Below are 18,680 nucleotides of genomic sequence, written 5' to 3' on the forward strand. Positions count from 1 at the left end.
AGCCGGGATCCCAGCCCGCGGCCACCGACGCACGGCAGCGGGCCGGGTCGTCGCCGGCCGCGGTCAGCACCGCGGTCAGCAGCGGCACGCAGTGCCCCAGCGCCTCGACCGGCAACGGCCCGGTGGCCACCAGCGAGACCACCCCGTGCCCCACCGCCCAGATCCGCACCGCGAGGTCCAGCGGGTCGGTCTCCGGATCGAACCGGTCCGCCGCCCGCCGGGCCGCCAGCACCAGCCGCTCCAGCGTCGAGTCCGCGGCCCCCGAGTCCTCCAGGTCGAACGCGGCGTCGAACATGACCCGGTACAGGTCCGGGTGCTCCAGCGCGTTGCCCACGTACCCCGCGGCCAGCGCGGCCAGATCACGCACGGGATCGTCCGACGGCGCGACCCGCGCGAGCCGGGCGTCCAGGCGGGTGAACCCCTCCTGGCGCAGCGCCCGCCAGAGCCCGTCCATCCCGCCGAAGTGCGTGTAGACGGCCATCGTCGAGACCCCGGTGCCGGCCACCAGCGAGCGCAGCGTGATCGGCTCCCGCGTCCGCAGCATCTGCCCGGCACGTTCGAGCAGTGAAATCCGCACCGCCGGGTCTTTCGTTCTCGCCATTGCCGAACCATAGCATTGCAATGCTATGGTTCACGCCATGACGATCACCTTGCTGAACCCCGAAGGCCTGCCCCAGTCCGGCGTCTACCACCAGGTCGCGGTCGCCACCGGCTCCACGCACGTGTTCGTCTCGGGCCAGGTCGCCCGGGACGCCGACGGCGGGAGAGTCGGCGAGAACGACCTCGCCGCCCAGACCGAGCAGGCCTACCTGAACCTGTCGACGGCGCTGGGGGCCGCCGGCGCCACCCTAGGTGACGTCGCGAAAGTGACGATCTACGTCGTCGACTGGGCGCCCGAGAAGATGCCGCTGTTCCTGGAGGGCGTCGGCCGCGCGTTCGCGAGGCTCGGCGCCGCCCCGGTGCCCGCCGTGACCATGATCGGCGTCGCCGCGCTCGCCGAGCCCGACCTGCTGATCGAGATCGAGGCCACCGCCGTTCTCTAGTACGTCTCGATGACCTCGCCGGCGAACCGGCGGGCCGATTCGACCAGCGCGGCCTTGTCGCGGAAGTCGACGCCGTACTGCCACCACGGGGCGGCCTGGCACTCGGTGACGCCGGCCTCCTCCAGGCGGCGGTAGTCGTCCCGGCTGACGTTGCCCACCGGTCCGGCGATGATCTCGAACGGCTCGTCGGCGCGGCCGTACTCGGCTCGTAGCGCGTGCAGCCGCGCACACGCCTCGATGATCTTGTCGGGCGTCGTGTTGACCGAGATCCAGCCGTCGGCGACGCGCGCGGTGCGTTTCAGGGCGGGTTCGCTGTGGCCGCCGACGAGGATCTTCACCGGCGCCGACGGCGCCGGCGCGATCATCAGCCGGTCGAAATCGTAGTGCTTGCCGTGGTACTCCACCCACTCCGGGCCGTTGCCCGCGCACACGAGTTTGAGGATGTCGATGGCCTCGTCCACCCGGGCGCCCCGCGTGCGCATGTCGGTGCGGGTGAACGTGAACTCCTCCGGGATCCAGGAGAGCCCCACGCCGAACGCGAACCGGTTGTCGGACATCACCGCGATCGACGCGACCTGCTTGGCGGTGAGCAGCGGATCGCGCAGCGGGAGCTTGCAGACGTTCGTGTGGAACTCGAGCCGCGAGGTGACCGCGGCCATCGCCGGGATCGCGACGAACGGGTCGACGAACTCGGTCTCCGGTGGCCAGAACCGGCTGCCGTCCTTGGTGTAGGGGTACTTCGCCGAGACCTTCTCGGGGTAGAACACCGAGTCGGGCATGGCGACCGAGTTGTAGCCGCTCTCCTCCGCGGTGCGAGCGACATCGACCAGGTGCCGGGCGGGCAGCAGCGCCGCTGCGAGGGTCCACTTCATGGCCGAATTCTAGAACAGGTTCTAGATGCCTGGGGTAGTGCCTGCGCTACCCCGATTCGCCCGTAGGCTTCATCGTCGGCGGCGGCCCGCGCTCCTAGCGTCGGGGTATGCCTTCTGAACAGCGACAACAGCCCGCGGTGCGGGTGGAGAAGCTCACCCGGGTCTACGGGTCCGATCGGCAGTCGGTGACCGCGCTGGCCGGCGTCGACGCGGCGTTCGGACGCAGCACGTTCACCGCGATCATGGGTCCGTCCGGGTCGGGCAAGAGCACGCTGCTGCAGACCGCGGCCGGTCTCGACCGGCCGTCGTCGGGGCGGGTGTGGCTGGGCGACACCGAACTGTCCGGCCTGTCGGAGACGAAGCTGACGATGCTGCGCCGCGACCGCATCGGCTTCGTCTTCCAGGCGTTCAACCTGCTCGGCGCGCTCACCGTCGAGGAGAACATCCTGCTGCCGTCGCGGCTGTCCGGCGTACGGCCGGACCGGGCGTGGTTCGCCGAGGTCGTCCGCCGGGTCGGGTTGGACGACCGGCTGCGGCACCGGCCGTCCGAACTCTCCGGTGGCCAGCAGCAGCGCGTCGCGATCGCCCGGGCGCTCGTGACGCGTCCGGACGTGATCTTCTGCGACGAGCCGACCGGCGCGCTCGACACGCAGACCGCGGCCGACGTGCTCGCGCTGCTGCGTGCGCTGGTCGACGAGCAGGCGCAGACCGTCGTCATGGTCACGCACGACCCGGTGGCCGCCTCCTACGCCGACCGGGTGCTGGTGCTCGCCGACGGGCACGTCGTGCAGGACCTGCCCCAGCCGGGTGCGACGAAGATCGCCGAGATCCTCGCGTCGCTGGGGAAGCGGAGGGCGGCATGATCGCGCTCGCCGGACGGCTGCTGCGCCACCGCTGGGGAACGGCGGTCGCGACGCTCGTCGCGCTCGCCACCGGCATCCTGATCCTGACCGGCATGGGGACGCTCGTCGAGTCCGGTCTGCGCTACCGGGCCGAGCCGCACCGCTACGCCGCGGCCGACCTCGTCGTCGCCCGGCCGGAGGTGTCGCGCACGGTCAAGGAGTTCGGCGGGGACACCACGACCACGACCGTGCGGCTGCCGGACGGCGGCGCGGTGCCCTCGTCGCTGGCCGCGGAACTGGCGCGGGTGCCCGGGGTCACCGGGGTCGTGGCCGACGTGTCGGTCCCGATCGGCAACCTCGCGGCCACCGGTCGCGGCTGGAGCAGCGCGGACCTCGCCGGCGATCGCCTGGTGGACGGGTCCGCGCCCACCGCCGACGACCAGGTCGTCGTCGGCCGCGGCGCCGGGGCCCCGGGGCGCCCGATCGACCTGGTCGTCGGCGGGGTGCCGCGCCGGTTCACGGTCAGCGGCGTCGTCGGCGGCACCGCGTCGGTGTACTTCACCGACGCGCGGGCGGCCGCGCTGAGCCCGACCCCCGGCCTGGTCCCGGCGATCGCCCTGCGTGCGGACCCGTCGGCGGTGGCCGCCGTCACGACCCTCGCCGACGCGTCCGGGGCCGACGTCCTCACCGGCGACGCCAAGGGCCGCGCCGAACCGTCCGCCGAGCTCGACGCCCGCGACCTGCTGATCCAGCTGTCCGCGGCGTTCGGCGGGTACGTGGTGCTGCTCATCGGGTTCGTCGTCGCCGGCACGGTGGGGCTCTCGGTGCGTCACCGCCGCCGCGACCTGGCGCTGCTGCGGGCGATCGCCGCCACCCCCGGCCAGGTACGCCGGATGCTGCTGGCCGAGGCGCTCCTGCTCAGCGGCGTCGGCGCGATGATCGGTGTGCCGCTGGGCGTGCTCGCCACCCGGTGGGTGCACGGCCAGCTCGTCGGCCACAAGTTCGTGCCGGACTCGTTCCCGATCGCGCCCGGTGCGCTCGCCGCGCCGGCCGCGGTGCTCGCGACGACGCTCGTCGCGGTGCTGGCCACGCTGGCCGCCTCCCGCCGGGTCACCGCGATCAAACCCACCGAGGCGCTCGGCGAGGCCGCGGTGGAGACCGGACCCGGCAGCCGGGCACGGCTGGTCGCCGGGCTGGTGACGCTGGCCGGTGCGGCCACGCTGAGCACGACGACGCTCGGCACCGGCGGGGTGATCGCGGTCGCGACCGCCACCGGCATGCTGTACCTGTTCGTGATCGCGATCGGGCTGCTCGCGCCGTGGGTCAACCGGTTCGCCGCCCGCGTGCTCGCCCCGGTCCTGCGGGTCGTGTGGGGATCGAGCGGGTACCTGGCCGCGGCCAACCTGCGGGCCAACGCGCGGGGCGCGGCCACCGTGCTGACCGCGCTGGTGCTCGCCGTGGGCCTCGGCGGGTCGGTCTGGTTCCTGCAGGACAACCTCGAGCGCACCACCGTCGATCAGCGTCGCGACGGCACGCTGGCCCGGCACGCGCTGGTGTCCGGTGCCGGGCTGCCGGCCGCGGCGCTGGCCGACGTGCGTGCGGTGCCGGGCGTCACGGCCGCGACCCCGGTGCGCGGCACGGCCGTCGTCGTCCCGTCGTTCGACGGGCTCGAACCGGCCGCCGCGCAGGCCGTCGACCCCGCGGCGCTGGCCCGGACCGTCGACCTGGACGTCACCGAAGGCTCGCTCGCCGACCTCGGCCCGCGCACGGTCGCGGTGTCCACGCTGCGCGCCTCGTCGTCGAGCTGGGAACTCGGGGACGACGTGAAGCTCACGCTCGCCGACGGCACGCCGGTGACGCTGACGGTGGTCGCGATCTACCGGCGTGGCCTCGGGTTCGGCGACGTCACGATGTCGACGGCCACGGTCGCCGGGCACACCAGGACCGGTCTGGACGACCAGATCCTCGTCTCCTCGTCCCCGGGCGCGGACCGCGCGCTGGCCGCGGTCGCCGCCCGGTACCCCGGGAGCGCGCTCGTCGCCCGGGACGACCTCACCGCCGGCCTGGCCGAGGATCTGGCGATCAGCGCCTGGGCGAACAAGCTGCTGATCGGCGTCCTGGTCGGCTACGCGGCGCTGGCCGCGGCGAACACGATGGTCGTCGCGGCGCTGGCCCGGCGGCGCGAGCTCGCGGTGCTGCGCCTGGTCGGCCTGACCACGCGCCAGGTGAAGCGGATGGTGCACGCCGAGCAGGTGGGCCTGCTCGGGGCGGCGCTGGTGATCGGCGGGGCCGTCGCGGCCTGGACGCTGGCCTCGGTGGTGCGGGCGCTGACCGGCAGCCCGGTGCCGTACGTGCCCCCGCTCGGGATCGCCGCGGTGGCCGGGGGCGCGACGCTGCTGGCGTTGGCCACGACCGTGCTGCCGATCGGGCGCCAGCTGAGGACGCCACCGCTGGAACACATCGGGATCAAGGAATAAGTGAACCGGAATTCCGCAATACTGGGCCGGACACCGCGGTCGGAAGGGGCCATTGTGGATTCGCTTGCGCTGGACATCGCCGACGGGATCGCGACGGTCACGCTGAACCGGCCCGCGAAACTGAACGCGTTCACCCCGGGGATGGCCCGGGAGATCGTGGCCGCGTTCGACGCGACGGATGCGGACGACGCGGTCCGGGTGGTCGTCGTGACCGGGGCGGGCCGGGCGTTCTGCGCCGGGGCGGACCTGTCCGGCGGGCCCGACACGTTCGACCCGGAGCGTCCGGAGCGCCGCGAGCGCGACCTGATCGACGGTGCGCCGCGGGACCTCGGCGGGGTGGCGTCGATGCGGATCGCGGCGTCCACGAAGCCGGTGATCGGGGCGATCAACGGCCCGGCGGTCGGCGTGGGCGCCACGATGACGCTGCCGATGGACGTGCGCATCGCGGCCGAGTCGGCGCGGTTCGGGTTCGTGTTCGCCCGGCGGGGCCTGGTGCCGGAGGCCGCGTCGAGCTGGTTCCTGCCCCGGGTGGTGGGGATCTCGCAGGCGATGGAGTGGGTCGCGACCGGCCGGGTGTTCCCGGCCGCCGAGGCGCTGGCCGGGCGGCTGGTGTCGCGGGTCGTGCCGGACGCGGAGCTGTCCGGGGTCGTGCGGGGGATCGCGGCCGAGATCGTGCAGAACACGTCCGCGGTGTCGGTGGCGGCGTCCCGGCGGATGCTGTGGTCGATGCTCGGGGCCTCGTCGCCGTGGGACGCCCACCGGCTCGACTCCCGGGTGATCGCGGAGCTCGGTGCGAGCCCCGAGGTGGCCGAGGGGGTGGCGTCGTTCCTGGAGAAGCGCCCGCCACGGTTCCCGGGTTCGGCCCGCGACGCCGCCGGGCTCGTCCCGGACTGGCCGGGCCCGGTCCCCGGCTAGGCCCGGTCCCCGGCTAGGCCCGGTCCCCGGCTAGGCCCAGTCCGTCCCGGTGCGGGCCCGATAGGCGGCGACAGCGTCCTCCAGCGTCGGGAAGAAGTGGGCGGGGTCGATCGTGCGGGTCAGCCCGTACGCGTCGATCTTCGCCCTGACCGGGGTCTTCAGCTCGGCGAACACCAGCGAGATCCCGCGGGCGTCCAGCTCCTCGTCGAGGTCGGCGAGCATGTCGGCCGCGGTCGTGTCGACGTCGGTGATCGGTTCGGCCGCGACGACGATCCAGGTCGGACCGCTCCGGGCCAGCGTCCGGACCTGGTGGCGGAACGTGCGGGCGTTCGCGAAGATCAGCGGCGCGTCGAAGCGGAACAGCACCAGGCCGGGCAGGTGCGCGGCGTCCGGGTGCACGGTCGTGTCGTGGTACCCGGCGATGCCGTCGACGCGGCCGAGCACGGCCTGGTACGGCCACCAGACCCGGCGGAACACGTTGGCGACCGAGAGCGCCACCGCGATCGCGATCCCGGCCAGCACGTCGAGCAGCGCGACGCCGAGGAACGCGACCAGGGCCAGCGCGAACTCGGTCCGCCGCTGCCGCCGGAGTCGGAGGAGGCCGGGCAGGTCGGCCAGCGAGAACGACGCGGCGACGACGACCGCCGCGAGGATCGGCTGCGGCAGGTCACGGAGCAGCCCCGGCGCCAGCACCAGCATCAGCGTGATGACGATCGCGCCGACCACGCCGGTGAGCTGCGTTTTCGCGCCGGCCTGCAGGGCGACGGCGGTCCGCGAACCGCTGGTGCTCACCGGGAAGCCCTGGAACAGCGAGACGGTCAGGTTCGCCGCGCCGATGCCGAGCATCTCCTGGCTGCCGCGCACCTCCTGGCCGGTGCGCGCGGCGAACGCGGACGACGTCGAGATCGTGTCGGCCAGCGAGACCAGCGTGATGCCGAACGCGCCGCCGAGCAGCAGCGCGAGGTCCGACCAGACGAGCGCGGGCAGCTGCAGCGGCGGGAACCCGGCCGGGAGCGGCCCGACCACGCGGACGTCCAGGTCGAACGCCCTGGTCACGACGATCGCGGCCACGACCACGAGCAGCACGCCGGGCACCCGGGGCGCCCACCGTTGCAGCGCGAGGATCAGCGCGAGGCCCGCGGCCCCGACGAGGAGCGCGGCCGGCACGGTGTCACCGAGGCCGGTCACGAACCCGAGCGCGTCACCGCGGAGGTCGTCGGCGTCGACCGAGAAGCCGAACAGCTTCGGCAGCTGGCCGACCAGGATCGTGAGCGCCAACCCGTTGAGGTAGCCGATCTGGGTCGGGCGGGAGAGCAGGTCGGCGAGGAAACCCAGCTTCGCGACGCCCGCCAGCGTCAGCATCAGGCCGGTGAGCAGCGCCAGGCCGGACGCCAGCGCCACCGCCCGCGCCGGGTCGCCACCCGAGCCCAGCGTGCCGACGAGCACCGCGGCGATCATCGGGCCGAGCGACGAGTCGGGCCCCAGCACCAGCACCCGGGACGGGCCGAACACCGCGTAGGCGAGCAGGCAGAACACGGTCGTGTAGAGGCCGGTGATCGGGGGCAGTCCGGCCAGCTCGGCGTAGGCCATGCCCTGCGGCACCAGCAGCGCGGTGAGGACGAGACCGGCGACGAGGTCCCGGGGGAGCCAGGCGGCGCGGTAGGTGCGCACCACTTCGACGCCCGGGACCGCTCTCATCCGAGCGCGGCCAGCGCGAGGTCGACCAGGCCGTCGGCGTAGGACTCGGTGAGCGGCCCGGTGCGCAGCATCCAGCGATGGTAGATCGGCCCGAAGAGCAGCTCGACGGCCTGGTCGAGGTCCACGTCGGGGCGGACCTCCCGCGCGGTGCTCAGCCGCGCCTTCACCGCGTCGAGCTGCGGGCGGAGCAGGCGGTCGCGGACCTGTTCGGCGAGCGCGTCGTCGGAGAGCGTCTCGATCGTGAGCGCGCGCGTGGTGGCCGACAGCCGGGGGTCGGCGAACTCCGCGACCGTGGCCCGGATGACGGCCCGCAGGTCGGCGCGCAGGTCGCCGGTGTCGGGGAGCACCACGTCGGTCGCCGCGGTCTCGGTGAGCGCGTCGAGGATCACCGCGCCCTTGCTCCGCCACCAGCGGTAGATCGTCTGCTTGCCGACGCCGGCGCGCGCGGCGATGGCTTCGACGGTGAGCTCGGCGTAGGACGTCTCGCCGAGAAGTTCGAGTGCGGCGGCCAGGATCGCGCGCCGGGAGCGCTCGTTGCGGCGGCCGGGATCGGGAGTGGGCACGGCGGGATCCTACCTGATTGACGAGACGGCCCGTCTCGTCTTAACTGGAGGGCGAGACGATCCGTCTCGTCTCGGAGAGAGGACCAACGATGGCGCACATCGCGATGGTGAGCATCCCGGCCCACGGGCACGTCAACCCGAGCGCGGACCTGCTGCGCACGCTCGTCGCCCGCGGGCACCGGGTGACCTACGCCAACGACGACTCGTTCGCCGAGGCCGTCGGCGCGATCGGCGCCGAGCTCAAGCCGTACGAATCCACCCTGCCCGGCGTCTGGTCCGACGACCCGATCGAGCAGCTCACCGTGTTCCTCGACGACGCGATCGCGATGCTGCCGCAGCTCGAGGCCGCGTACGACGCCGACCGGCCGGACCTGTTCGTCTACGACATCGCCGGCGCGCCGGCCCGGCTGCTCGGCGAACGGTGGGGGATCAGATCGCTGCAGCTCTCGTCGACGTTCGTGGCCTGGAAGGGCTACGAGGAGGACACCGAGCCGATGGTCGACGCCCTGCGCAGCGATCCGCGCGGCGCGGACTACTACCGGCGGTTCTCCGCCTGGCTGGAAGCGGAGGGCTCGTCGGTGACCGACAGCCTGGCGTTCCAGGGGCGCCCGGCGCGGTCGCTGGCACTCATCCCGCGGGCCCTGCAGCCGCACGCCGACCGGGTCGACCCGGCCGTCTACACGTTCGTGGGGCCCGCCGTCGGCGACCGGGGGACGTGGGAGCGGCCGGACGCGGAGAACGTACTGCTCGTGTCGCTGGGGTCGGCGTTCACCCGGCACCCCGACTTCTACCGGCGGTGCGTGGCCGCGTTCGGGACGCTGCCGGGGTGGCACACGGTGCTCCAGATCGGGCGGGACGTCTCGGTGGACGAGCTGGGTGACCTACCGGCGAGCGTCTCGGTGCACCCCTGGGTGCCGCAGCTCGCCGTGCTGGAACAGGCCGACGCGTTCCTGACCCACGCCGGGATGGGCGGGAGCAGCGAGGGGCTCTACTGCGGGACGCCGATGATCGCCGCACCGCAGGCCGCGGACCAGTTCACGAACGCCGACCAGCTCGCCGCGCTCGGCGTCGGGCGGGTCGTCGACAGCGCGACGGTCACCGCCGCCGAGCTGCGTGCGGCGCTGCTCGAGCTCACCACCCCCGAGGTGGTCGCGCGCAGCGCCGCGCTGCGCGCGGAGGTGCGGTCGCAGGGCGGCGCCGAGCGCGCCGCCGACCAGGTCGAGGCCTTCCTGGCGTGATCCGGTGGCCGCGGTGGGCAGGATGGGGGCATGGTCACACCGCTCGCCCCCACCCTGCACCGCATGGCCATCGAGCTCGCCGCGATGGCCCAGAACGGGCTCACGTACAGCACCGACCACTACGACGCCGATCGGTACACGCGCATGCGCGCGCTCTCCGCCGAGCTGATGGGCCTCATCACCGACGCCGAACCGGCCGCCGTCGAGGCGGTGCTGGCGCTGGAGGCCGGCCACGCCACGCCCAAGGTGGACGTCCGGGGCGCCCTGTTCGACGACGAGGACCGGGTGCTGCTGGTCCGCGAGGCCCGGGACGGACGCTGGACGCTACCGGGCGGCTGGGCCGACGCGCTCGACCGCCCGTCGCACGCCGCCGAGCGCGAGTTCGCCGAGGAGGCCGGGCTGGCCGTGCGGGCGACGAAACTCGCGGCCGTCTACGACGGCAGCGTGCACAACGGCCACTCGCCGGCCGGGCCGTGGCACATCTACAAGCTGTTCTTCGTGATGGAACGGCTCGACGACGCCGCCCCGGTGGCCGGACTGGACGGCGAGACCAGCGACGTCGCGTTCTTCGCGCTCGACGCGCTCCCCGAGCTCTCGACCGCGCGCACCACCGCGCACCAGCTGCGCCGGGCGCTCGTCCACACCCGCGATCAGGCCGAACCGGCCGACTTCGACTGAGTCCGCATGGCCCAGGCGTCGGTGATCAGCTCGGTGAGGCGCTCGACGCCGACCCGCTCCAGGCGGCACATCACCAGCGGCAGCCCGTCGTAGGCGGGCGTGGTGAAGAACAGCTCGGGCTCGCCGAGCACCAGCGCCTGTTTCTCGGCCTCGTCGCCGACGTAGAGCACCGCGATGTCGGTGCGCAGCCGGCGAGGGCGGCCCGGGACCCGTTCCGGGTACGACCAGACGAACCCCTGGCCGCCGACGCGGAAATCGAAGCCGTCGCTGTCGATCTCGACGACGTCGGCCAGCCCCAGCGCGAGCGCACGCACGTCGTCCGCATCGGCCACGCGCACATCCTAGGGCCCGCGCTAGTGGCGGCGCGCCGCCTGTTCGGCCACGCGTCGCAGGCGGGCGGTCTGGTCGGTGGGGGAGAGGTGGCGGGGCTCGGGTTCGTCGTCGGGCCGGCGGCGGGTCTCCTCCAGGAACAGCCAGAGCGCCTCGACCGCGCTGACCCGCACGCCCGCCGCGGCCGCGGCCGCGACCCGGCGCCGCGTGATCCGCATCAGCGCGAGCCCGGCGAACGCGATCGCCGCCCCGCTGCCGGCCACCAGCGGAATCTGCAGGTCGGAGCCGGTGATCGGCAGTTCCTCGGTGTGCTCGGTGGTCTGCTCGCCCGAGTCGGCGGCGTCCGGGTCGGCGCTCTCCGCGGCCTCGAGCGTCGCCTCGGTGGTGGCTTCGGCGTGCGCCGACGCGGTCGCCTCGGCCGACGCCTCCGCGCTGGCCTCGGCCGACTCCTCGGCGGTCGCCTCCTCCGCGTGGTCGGCCGCCGGTGCCTGCGCCCCGGACGCGACACCTTCACTCGGCGCGGGCGCCATCGGCTGCGCGGCCGGCGGCGTCGCCCGGGCCGACGCCGCGCGGGCGGCCAGCATGTCGTCGGATCGGCCGCGCCAGAGCATGATGCTCAGCGCGACCGCCAGCGCGAGAAAGATCGCGGTGGCGCTGGCCAGGATGATCACCGCGGTGTCGCGGTTGCCGGCCGCGAGCGCGGGCAGCGGCGAAGGGGGTATGTGGTCAGACCGCTCGTGAGCCGAGTGCCGCGGTGGCTCGGAGTGATCCGCCATGGGCCGCCTCCTCAGTAACGGCGGGAATGTCCGTTAAGAGATGTGTACCCTGTTCGTTGGCAAAAGTCACCCTCGGAGTCCGGCCTCCCGGGCGAGCAGGCCGGCCTGGGTGCGGTTGTCGCACCCGAGTTCGAGCAGCAGGCGCGAGACGTACCCCTTCACGGTCGCCTCGGACAGGTGCAGCCGGCGCGCGATCTGCTGGTTGGAGAGCCCGGCGCCGAGACCGGCCAGCACCTCGCGCTCCCGCGCGGTGAGCGCCGCGACCCGCTGCCGGGCCCGCTCCCGGTCGGCCCCGGCCTCGATCAGGTGCCGCCTGGCCTCCGGCGAGAGCACCGTGGCCCCGCGAGCCGCCACCCGCACGAGCGCGACGAGGTCCTCCGGCGCCGTCGACTTGAGCAGGAACCCGACCGCACCGGCCTGCAGCGCGCGCAGCACGTAGTCGTCGACGTCGAACGTCGTCAGCGCGACGACCTTCGGCGGGGACGGCAGCGCGGTGACGCGAGCGGTCGCGGTGATCCCGTCGACGTCGGGCATCCGCAGGTCCATCAGCACGACGTCGGGCCGGAACCGGACGACGGCCTCGATCGCCTCCGCGCCGTCGTAGGCCTCGCCCACCACCTCGAGGTCGTCGGCCGCTGACAGCAACGTCCGCAGGTGCGCGCAGACCAGCCGCTCGTCGTCGACGAGCAGGACGCGGATCACCGCGGGAACCGGGCCCGCACCGCGAACCCGCCCCCGGGTTCCGGGCCCGAGTCGAAGTCCCCGCCGAGCACGTCGACCCGGTGCCGTAACCCGATCAGCCCGCTGCCCGCGCCGAGCGACACGAGGTCGGCGTCCGGCGGGCGGGGCGACGGCGCGTTCACCACCGACACCCGCACGTCGTCCGGCCCGTAGCGCACCGCGACCCGCACGTCGGCGCCCGGCGCGTGCTTGCGGACGTTGGTCAGCGCCTCCTGGACGACGCGGTAGAGCGCGCGCCGGACCCCCGGGGAGGACTCGCCGCTCTCGCCGTCCCAGCGCACGGTCAACCCGGCCGCCCGCGACTCGTCGAGCAGCGCGGGCAGGTCCTCGGACGTCTCCGGCCGGCCGGGCCGGGGTGAGTGCCCCGCGCCCTCGCGCAGCACCCCGACCAGCTCGCGCAGCTCCGCGAGCGCCTCGCACCCGGTCACCCGCAGCTCCTCGGCGGCCCCCCGGGTCCGGTCGTCGGTGGCCCGGGTGCGCAGCGCTCCCGCCTGCAGCACCAGCAGGTTGATGCGGTGGGTCACGACGTCGTGCATCTCGCTCGCCAGCCGGATCCGTTCGTCGGCGCGCGCCTGGTCGGCGAGCAGCTGCCGTTCCCGCTCGGCGCGTTCGGCCCGGTCGGTGAGCTCGTCGAGCAGGCTCCGGCGCGTCCGCGCGTAGAGCCCTAGCAGCGACGACACCCCGATCGCGACCGGCGCGGTGAACGGGTCGGTCACCTCCCACGCCCGCATGCCGACCAGGAACGTGGCGGTGAGCGCACCGACGACGAGCCAGCCGCGACGCGTCCCGGACGCCAGCACCGTGTAGGGGACCAGGAACGTCGCCCAGACCGGCACGACCAGGTTGGCCACCCCCACCCCGGCCGCGACCGCGACCGGCCACCGGCGGCGGGCGAACAGCGCGGTCGCCGCGAGGACCTGCACCGCGATGCGCACCGCCATCGGGGCGCCGAACGTGTTGCCGGCCGGGTCGGAGTCGGCGAGCTCGAGCAGGACCCCCGTGGCCGACGCGACGAGCACCAGCGCGGCGTCGACCCCCACCTCGAGCAGACGGCGGCGGCCCATGCCCGGAACCCTAGACGGGAGCGGCCGGGCGGGAGCGTGCGCGCGACGAACGAGGGGTCCGGAACCGACGAAAGTAGCGTCGTTTCCCGCCCGCCGGGCCTGCCGGTGACCGGCCGGTCCCGGCTGGGATCGAACGATGACCCAGTATCGCCGGATCTCCGCGATCGACGCGTTACGCGGCTTCGCCCTGGCGGGCATCGTCGAGTTCAACCTCGTCCAGATGAGCGGTTTCACCCGCCCCACCGGTGACGCGGCCGACCACCTCGGCGCGTTCGTCTGGGAGTCGGTGTTCATCCAGCGCTTCTTCCCGATCTTCTCGTTCCTGTTCGGGGTGAGCTTCGCGCTGTTCCTGCGCACCGCGTCCCGGCGGGCCGACCGGCCGCGGCTGGTCCTGCTGCGCCGGCTGCTGTGGCTCGGCGTCCTCGGCGCGCTGCACACGCTGCTGCAACACGGCGAGGTGCTGAAGTTCTACGCGGTGTTCGGCGTCGTCGTGCTGCTGCCCGCGTCCTTCCTGTCCCGACGCTGGACGCTCGGGCTCGGCCTCGTGCTCACGGTGGCGGGCTGGGTGTTCCTCAACGGCGTCGCGATCATCCCCGGCCTGTTCCTGCTCGGCCTGGCCGCGGCGCAGTACGGGCTCGCCGACACGCTCGAGCAGCGCACCCGGCACCTGGTGGCCGCGCTGCTGGTGGTGCTGCCGGTGGCCGCCTTCCTGGAGTGGTGGCAGTTCCAGGGCGGGGTGGGGCAGGCGCACATCGGCCGGGTCGTCTCGGCCGGCACCGTCGTCGCGCTGCTCTACGCGCTCGTCTTCCTGCTGCTGTTGCGCACGCCGATCGGCCGGCCGCTGGAGGCGGTGTTCGCGCCGATGGGCCGGGTCGCGCTGACCAACTACGTGCTGGCGTCGGTGCTGATCCTGGCCGCGGACCGGGCGTTCGACCTCGGCTCCGCGACGACCTACGGTCCGCTGGTGGCGGTCGGGGCCGGGATCGGTCTCGCGCAGGCGGCGCTGAGCGTGCTGTGGCTGCGACGGTTCCGGTACGGGCCTCTCGAGTGGGTGTGGCGGTGCCTCACCTGGTGGCAGTGGGTCCCGTTGCGCGGCCGGGCGACGTGAGCGCTACCCCGGCGGACAGCGGATCGCGCCCCGGTCGGCGGAGGACACCAGCGCGGCGTAGGCGCGCAGCGCGGTCGGGACCGGGCGGTCGCGGTGCCGGGGGCGGTAGCCGCCGGCCGCCTCCAGCGCGTCCCGGCGCGCGGCCGGCACGGCGTCGTCCACCGCGACGGTGATCGCGCGGGCCGGGAGGTCGATCGTGACCGGGTCCCCGTCCTCGACCAGCGCGATGACGCCACCCGCGACGACCACCGCCGGTCCGGTGAACGTGGAGACCGCGGCGTCGACCCCGGCGGTCGTCACCACGCACCCGTCGGGAGCGAGGTTGCCGCGCAGCACGGCGAGCCCGCCGTCGGCGGAGTACGCGTGCGCGACGTCGCCGTCGGCGGCGACCCCGGCGGCACGCGGCAGCGCGCGGGCGCCGGCCAGCCGGTACTCCGAGCTCGGGGCCTTCCTGACCGCGCGCCGCAAGCAGCTGGTGCGGGCGGAGTTCGACCTGCCGCCGGTCGGGCGCAACCGGACGACCGGGCTGCGGCGCGAGGAGATCGCCTACCGGGCCGCGCTGAGCGTCACCTGGTACACGTGGCTGGAGCAGGGGCGGCCGGTCAACCCGTCCCGGCAGGTGCTCGACGCGCTCGCGGTGACGATGCGCCTGTCCGCGGCCGAGCACGACTACCTGCTCTCGCTGGCCGGGTACGCGCCCGCGGCACCGGGCGGTCCCGCGCCGGCGGGCTCGGTGCCGGCCGAGGCGCCCGCGTCGCTGCGCCGCCTGCTCGACGCGCTGCTGCCCTCGCCCGCGTTCGCGGTGAGCGCCGACTGGACGATCGCCGCCTGGAACGCCGGGTACGAGGCCCTGTACCCGAACGTGGCGACGGTCGCGCCGGCCGACCGCAACCTGCTGCTCGCGATCTTCACCGACCCGTACGTCCGCGCCCTCCTGCCGGACTGGGACGTCACCAGCCGCCACTTCCTGGCCGAGTACCGCGCCGACGCCGGGCCGCTGCTCGGGCAGCCGGCGCACGTCGCGCTGATCGGACGTCTGCTCGCGGCGAGCCCCGGGTTCGCCGAGGCCTGGGCCGCACACGAGGTCGAGCGGTTCGCGTCCCGCGAGCGGCGCTTCATCCACCCTGTCGTCGGCGAGCTCCGGTTCGAACACCACTGGCTCGCCCCGTCCGACCAACCGGACCTGCGCGTGGTGGTCTACCTCGCCGACGGCGACCCGGCAACCATGCCCACGATGCGGACGCTGGTACCGTACGCCGGGTTCTGAACCGTGCTCAGCTGGGAGAACAAGTGTCGCCGATCGCGTTGCTGCGGGCCGCAGGGGTCTCGCTCGTCCTGGATCTCGCCGGCCCGGTTCCGGCCGTGCTGCACTGGGGCGCCGACCTCGGCGAGCTCGACCGGGCCGACCTGGAGGCGCTGCGCCTCACCGGCGTCACCGAGGTGCCGCACAACTCGCCGGAGGTGCCGCGCCGGCTGTCGCTGCTCCCGTTCGAGCGGGACATGTGGCCGGGCACGCCCGGCTACGCCGGTCACCTCGCCGGGACGCGCACCACGCCCCGCCCGGAGCCGCGCGCGGACGCGGTCGTGACCGGAAACGTGGTCGAGATCCCCCTCGCCGACCCGATCACCGGGCTGGAGATCGACGTCCGGGTCGAGCTGAACCGCTTCGGCCTGATCGAGCTCTCGCACGTGGTCCGGCGGCCCGCCGGCGACGCCGACGCGGACGTCCCGTTCGACTTCGGCGGTATCCTCGCGCAGCTGCCGGTGCCGTCGCGGGCCACCGAGATCCTCGACTTCACCGGACGCTGGGCCCGCGAGCGCCAGCCGCAGCGGCTCCCGGTCGTCGACGGCGCGCACCGGCGGGACATGCGCCGCGGCAAGCCGGGCCCCGGGTCGCCCTACCTGACGATGGTCGGCACCCACGGGTTCGCCGGACGTACCGGCGAGGTGTGGGGCGTGCACCTGGCGTGGAGCGGCGACACCACGTGGCTCGTCGAGCGGCTGCCCGAGCCGGCCGGCGCGGCCTCCGCCGTACTCGCGGCCGGTGAGCTGCTGCGGGCCGGCGAGGTGCGGCTGGGCCCGGGCGAGCAGTACACGTCGCCGACGGCGTTCTTCGGCTGGTCCGACCGGGGCACCGACGGGATCGCCGACCGGTTCCACGCCTACCTGCGGGCGCGGGCGTCACACCCGGCGCGGCCGCGGCCGGTGATCGTCAACACCTGGGAGGCGGTGTACTTCGACCACCGCCTCGAGCCGCTGCTGGAGCTGGTCGACCGGGCCGCCGAGATCGGCGCCGAGCGGTTCGTGCTCGACGACGGCTGGTTCCTCGGGCGGCGGGCCGACAACGCCGGGCTCGGCGACTGGCGCGTAGACCGCACGGTCTGGAAGGACGGGCTCGGACCGCTGGCCGACCGGGTCCGCGAGCGCGGCCTGGAGTTCGGCCTCTGGTTCGAGCCGGAGATGGTCAACCTCGACTCGGAGCTGGCCCGCAACCACCCGGAGTGGATCCTGGCGCCGGCCGAGGGCGTCGGGCCCGCGGAGCGTCAGCAGTACGTGGTGAACGTGGCCCACCCGGACGCGTACGAGTACCTGCTGAGCTCGATCAGCGACCTGGTCGCCGAGTACGGGATCGCGTACATCAAGTGGGACCACAACCGGCTGCTGCAGGAGGCGGTGTCGCGGGTCGACGGCCGGCCCGGGGTGTCGGCGCAGACGCACGCGGTCTACCGGCTGTTCGACGCGCTGCGCGAGCGGCACCCGGGGCTGGAGATCGAGTCGTGCTCGTCCGGCGGCGGCCGGATCGACCTGGGTATCCTCGCGCGCACCGACCGGGTCTGGGCGTCGGACTGCATCGACCCGGTCGAGCGCGTGCTGATCGACCGCTGGACGATGCAGCTGCTGCCGCCGGAGCTCGTCGGCATGCACGTCGGGGCGCCCCGGTCGCACACGACCGCGCGGGAGACCGACCTCTCGTTCCGGATGGCGTCCGCGCTGCTCGGGCACGCCGGGATCGAGTGGAACCTCAACCAGCGCAGCCCTGAGGAACTCGCGCTCATCACGTCGTGGATCGGGTTCCACAAGAGCATCCGGGACCTGGTCGCCTCGGGCACGGTCGTGCACGCCGACCTGGCCGACGCGGCGACGACGCTCACCGGCGTGGTCGCGCCGGAGCGCGACCACGCGGTGTTCGTCTACAGCCGGACCACGACCTCGCCGTCGACGCAGTCCGGGCGGGTCGTGCTGCCCGGGCTGGAGCCGTCACGCAAGTACGCGGTGCGGATCGTGACCGAGGCCGGCTCGCCCGCGTACGGGGCGCGGGTCGCCCCGCCGTGGACGGGGGAGTCCGTCGTGCTGGCGGGCTCGGCCCTCTCCGGCGTCGGGCTCGCCATGCCGACGCTGCACCCGGCCCAGGCGCTCGTCCTGGAGCTGCGGGCGCAGTAGCGGCCCGGACCCCGCGGGAACGGACGTGCCGGTCGACAGGTCGTCGCCCGCGCCCGGCCGGACGGCTCGCCCGGCCGGCCGGGCGCTCGGCCGGCCGAGCGCCCGGGCTCGAGCGCCCGGGCCGGCCCGGCTCGCCCGGCGCGCTGGGCGGACGGCCGCTAGGCTCGAGCCCGTGCTGCGCCCGGTGCGTGTCCCGCTGGCCTTCGCGACGCTCGTGGCGGCCGCGTCCACCGCGTACGTCCTGTTCGCGTCCGCGGCCGTGCAGCGGCAGCTGGACGCGGCCGGGGTGCCCGGCTGCCTGGACCCCAACGTCTGTTATCCGCACGGCGCCGCGCTGGGCGCGGTGCACGGGATCGAGATCACCGCCGCGCTCACGCCGGCGCTGATCGGCCTCGTGCTCGCGGCCGGCCTGCTCCGGCACGCGGCCCCGCTGGGCGTCGCGCTGCTCGCCGGAACCGTGCTGACCGGCGTGGTCGCCACCGTCCACCGGCTCGTCGGCGCGCGGTACACGGTGCTGGCCAGCGACACCTACGAGGGCTGGCAGCTCCTGCACCTGAACCATCCCGGGTTCATGATCATGGTGACGCTCGTGGTCACCGCCGTGGGAGCGGTGGCCGGGGCGCGCGCCACGCCGGTGCCGCGCGGGCGGTGGCCGCTCGCGCTGGCCGGCACGTACGCCGTGTTCGCGCTCGCCGGGGTGCTGGCGTGGCCGGTCGCCGGCCTGTTCGGTGCCGACGGCGGCCGGCCGGCCGGGCCGTTCGCCGCCGACATCGGTCTCTTCGACGGCCTCGGCTACGTCGCCGGCGCGCTGCTCGCCGGTCTCCTCGCCGTGCTCGTGTCCGCCGCCCGCCGGGAACGCGGTCCGGCCCCGGCGGCCGCCCCCGCGGCCTGAGC

The 18,680-nt window shown here is 74.4% G+C and carries 18 protein-coding genes and 1 pseudogene; 10 read left to right on the plus strand and 9 right to left on the minus strand.

The window, feature by feature from the left end; genetic code table 11:
* Positions 1–601 (minus strand): TetR/AcrR family transcriptional regulator (locus CRYAR_RS20685; RefSeq protein ID WP_063725739.1); only part of this gene is annotated, 601 nt, incomplete at its 3' end.
* Positions 602–638: 37 nt separating this feature from the next.
* On the opposite strand from CRYAR_RS20685, the gene CRYAR_RS20690 reads away from it, so the two are divergent.
* The gene (locus tag CRYAR_RS20690) at positions 639–1,043 is read left to right on the plus strand and encodes a RidA family protein (protein WP_035865532.1); all 405 of its coding nucleotides are present in this window, start codon (positions 639–641) and stop codon (positions 1,041–1,043) included.
* Here CRYAR_RS20690 and CRYAR_RS20695 read toward each other — a convergent pair.
* Entirely contained in the window at positions 1,040–1,915 is an 876-nt protein-coding gene (locus CRYAR_RS20695; RefSeq protein WP_035853310.1) for a TIGR03619 family F420-dependent LLM class oxidoreductase, read from the minus strand. The two genes, CRYAR_RS20690 and CRYAR_RS20695, sit on opposite strands and share 4 nt — an antisense overlap.
* Positions 1,916–2,022: 107 nt before the next feature.
* Here CRYAR_RS20695 and CRYAR_RS20700 point away from each other — a divergent pair, with 107 nt between their 5' ends.
* Genes CRYAR_RS20700 through CRYAR_RS20710 form a run of 3 tightly spaced genes read left to right on the plus strand, consistent with a single transcriptional unit; the run spans position 2,023 to position 6,149 of the window.
* Entirely contained in the window at positions 2,023–2,778 is a 756-nt protein-coding gene (locus CRYAR_RS20700) for an ABC transporter ATP-binding protein (RefSeq protein WP_035853312.1), read from the plus strand.
* Positions 2,775–5,234 carry an ABC transporter permease gene (locus CRYAR_RS20705; protein WP_035853313.1) on the plus strand — a complete coding sequence of 820 codons (2,460 nt, stop codon included), beginning with the start codon at positions 2,775–2,777 and terminating at the stop codon, positions 5,232–5,234. The genes CRYAR_RS20700 and CRYAR_RS20705 overlap by 4 nt, the downstream gene beginning before the upstream one ends.
* A 54-nt stretch (positions 5,235–5,288) precedes the next feature.
* Positions 5,289–6,149 carry an enoyl-CoA hydratase-related protein gene (locus CRYAR_RS20710; RefSeq protein WP_211247559.1) on the plus strand — a complete coding sequence of 287 codons (861 nt, stop codon included), beginning with the start codon at positions 5,289–5,291 and terminating at the stop codon, positions 6,147–6,149.
* A 30-nt stretch (positions 6,150–6,179) separates the two neighbouring features.
* Here CRYAR_RS20710 and CRYAR_RS20715 read toward each other — a convergent pair whose 3' ends face one another.
* Both CRYAR_RS20715 and CRYAR_RS20720 read right to left on the minus strand, forming a co-directional pair.
* The gene (locus CRYAR_RS20715) at positions 6,180–7,847 is read right to left on the minus strand and encodes a SulP family inorganic anion transporter (protein ID WP_035853314.1); all 1,668 of its coding nucleotides are present in this window, start codon (positions 7,845–7,847) and stop codon (positions 6,180–6,182) included.
* Positions 7,844–8,410, minus strand: coding sequence for a TetR/AcrR family transcriptional regulator (locus tag CRYAR_RS20720; protein ID WP_035853315.1), 567 nt, complete (start codon positions 8,408–8,410; stop codon positions 7,844–7,846). Before CRYAR_RS20720 ends, CRYAR_RS20715 begins: the two co-directional genes overlap by 4 nt.
* Positions 8,411–8,499: 89 nt before the next feature.
* On the opposite strand from CRYAR_RS20720, the gene CRYAR_RS20725 reads away from it, so the two are divergent.
* The gene (locus CRYAR_RS20725) at positions 8,500–9,648 is read left to right on the plus strand and encodes a macrolide family glycosyltransferase (protein WP_035853321.1); all 1,149 of its coding nucleotides are present in this window, start codon (positions 8,500–8,502) and stop codon (positions 9,646–9,648) included.
* 30 nt (positions 9,649–9,678) lie between these two features.
* Positions 9,679–10,326 (plus strand): NUDIX hydrolase, encoded by a 648-nt coding sequence (locus tag CRYAR_RS20730; protein WP_035853346.1) that lies wholly within the window; start codon positions 9,679–9,681, stop codon positions 10,324–10,326.
* Here CRYAR_RS20730 and CRYAR_RS20735 read toward each other — a convergent pair.
* The 4 genes from CRYAR_RS20735 to CRYAR_RS43375 form a co-directional block, all read right to left on the minus strand.
* Positions 10,299–10,658 carry an MmcQ/YjbR family DNA-binding protein gene (locus tag CRYAR_RS20735; protein ID WP_035865538.1) on the minus strand — a complete coding sequence of 120 codons (360 nt, stop codon included), beginning with the start codon at positions 10,656–10,658 and terminating at the stop codon, positions 10,299–10,301. The two genes, CRYAR_RS20730 and CRYAR_RS20735, sit on opposite strands and share 28 nt — an antisense overlap.
* Before the next feature lie 21 nt (positions 10,659–10,679).
* A complete protein-coding gene (locus CRYAR_RS20740) occupies positions 10,680–11,432 on the minus strand; it encodes a hypothetical protein (protein ID WP_035853353.1) in 753 nt (250 codons plus the stop codon).
* A 66-nt stretch (positions 11,433–11,498) separates the two neighbouring features.
* Positions 11,499–12,134 (minus strand): response regulator, encoded by a 636-nt coding sequence (locus CRYAR_RS20745; protein ID WP_035853357.1) that lies wholly within the window; start codon positions 12,132–12,134, stop codon positions 11,499–11,501.
* On the minus strand, positions 12,131–13,237 hold the full coding sequence (locus CRYAR_RS43375; RefSeq protein ID WP_051570726.1) for a sensor histidine kinase: 1,107 nt from the start codon (positions 13,235–13,237) through the stop codon (positions 12,131–12,133). Before CRYAR_RS43375 ends, CRYAR_RS20745 begins: the two co-directional genes overlap by 4 nt.
* 136 nt (positions 13,238–13,373) lie before the next feature.
* Between CRYAR_RS43375 and CRYAR_RS20755 the strand changes: the two genes are divergently transcribed.
* The gene (locus CRYAR_RS20755; protein WP_035853368.1) at positions 13,374–14,345 is read left to right on the plus strand and encodes a DUF418 domain-containing protein; all 972 of its coding nucleotides are present in this window, start codon (positions 13,374–13,376) and stop codon (positions 14,343–14,345) included.
* Between the two features lie 3 nt (positions 14,346–14,348).
* On the opposite strand, the pseudogene CRYAR_RS20760 reads toward CRYAR_RS20755, so the two are convergent.
* Positions 14,349–14,720 (minus strand): annotated as a pseudogene (locus tag CRYAR_RS20760) (hypothetical protein); the annotation flags it as partial.
* Positions 14,721–14,820: 100 nt separating this feature from the next.
* Here CRYAR_RS20760 and CRYAR_RS20765 point away from each other — a divergent pair.
* The 3 genes from CRYAR_RS20765 to CRYAR_RS20775 all read left to right on the plus strand — a co-directional run bounded on the left by CRYAR_RS20765 (position 14,821) and on the right by CRYAR_RS20775 (position 18,678).
* The gene (locus tag CRYAR_RS20765; RefSeq protein WP_211248086.1) at positions 14,821–15,612 is read left to right on the plus strand and encodes a helix-turn-helix transcriptional regulator; all 792 of its coding nucleotides are present in this window, start codon (positions 14,821–14,823) and stop codon (positions 15,610–15,612) included.
* A 23-nt stretch (positions 15,613–15,635) separates the two neighbouring features.
* Positions 15,636–17,786 carry an alpha-galactosidase gene (locus CRYAR_RS20770; protein ID WP_211247560.1) on the plus strand — a complete coding sequence of 717 codons (2,151 nt, stop codon included), beginning with the start codon at positions 15,636–15,638 and terminating at the stop codon, positions 17,784–17,786.
* Between the two features lie 172 nt (positions 17,787–17,958).
* Complete coding sequence (locus CRYAR_RS20775; RefSeq protein WP_035853384.1) at positions 17,959–18,678, plus strand: hypothetical protein; 720 nt, start codon at positions 17,959–17,961, stop codon at positions 18,676–18,678.
* Positions 18,679–18,680: the final 2 nt, after the last annotated feature.

The sequence above is a fragment of the Cryptosporangium arvum DSM 44712 genome (assembly GCF_000585375.1).
GTDB classification, from domain to species: Bacteria; Actinomycetota; Actinomycetes; order Mycobacteriales; family Cryptosporangiaceae; genus Cryptosporangium; species Cryptosporangium arvum.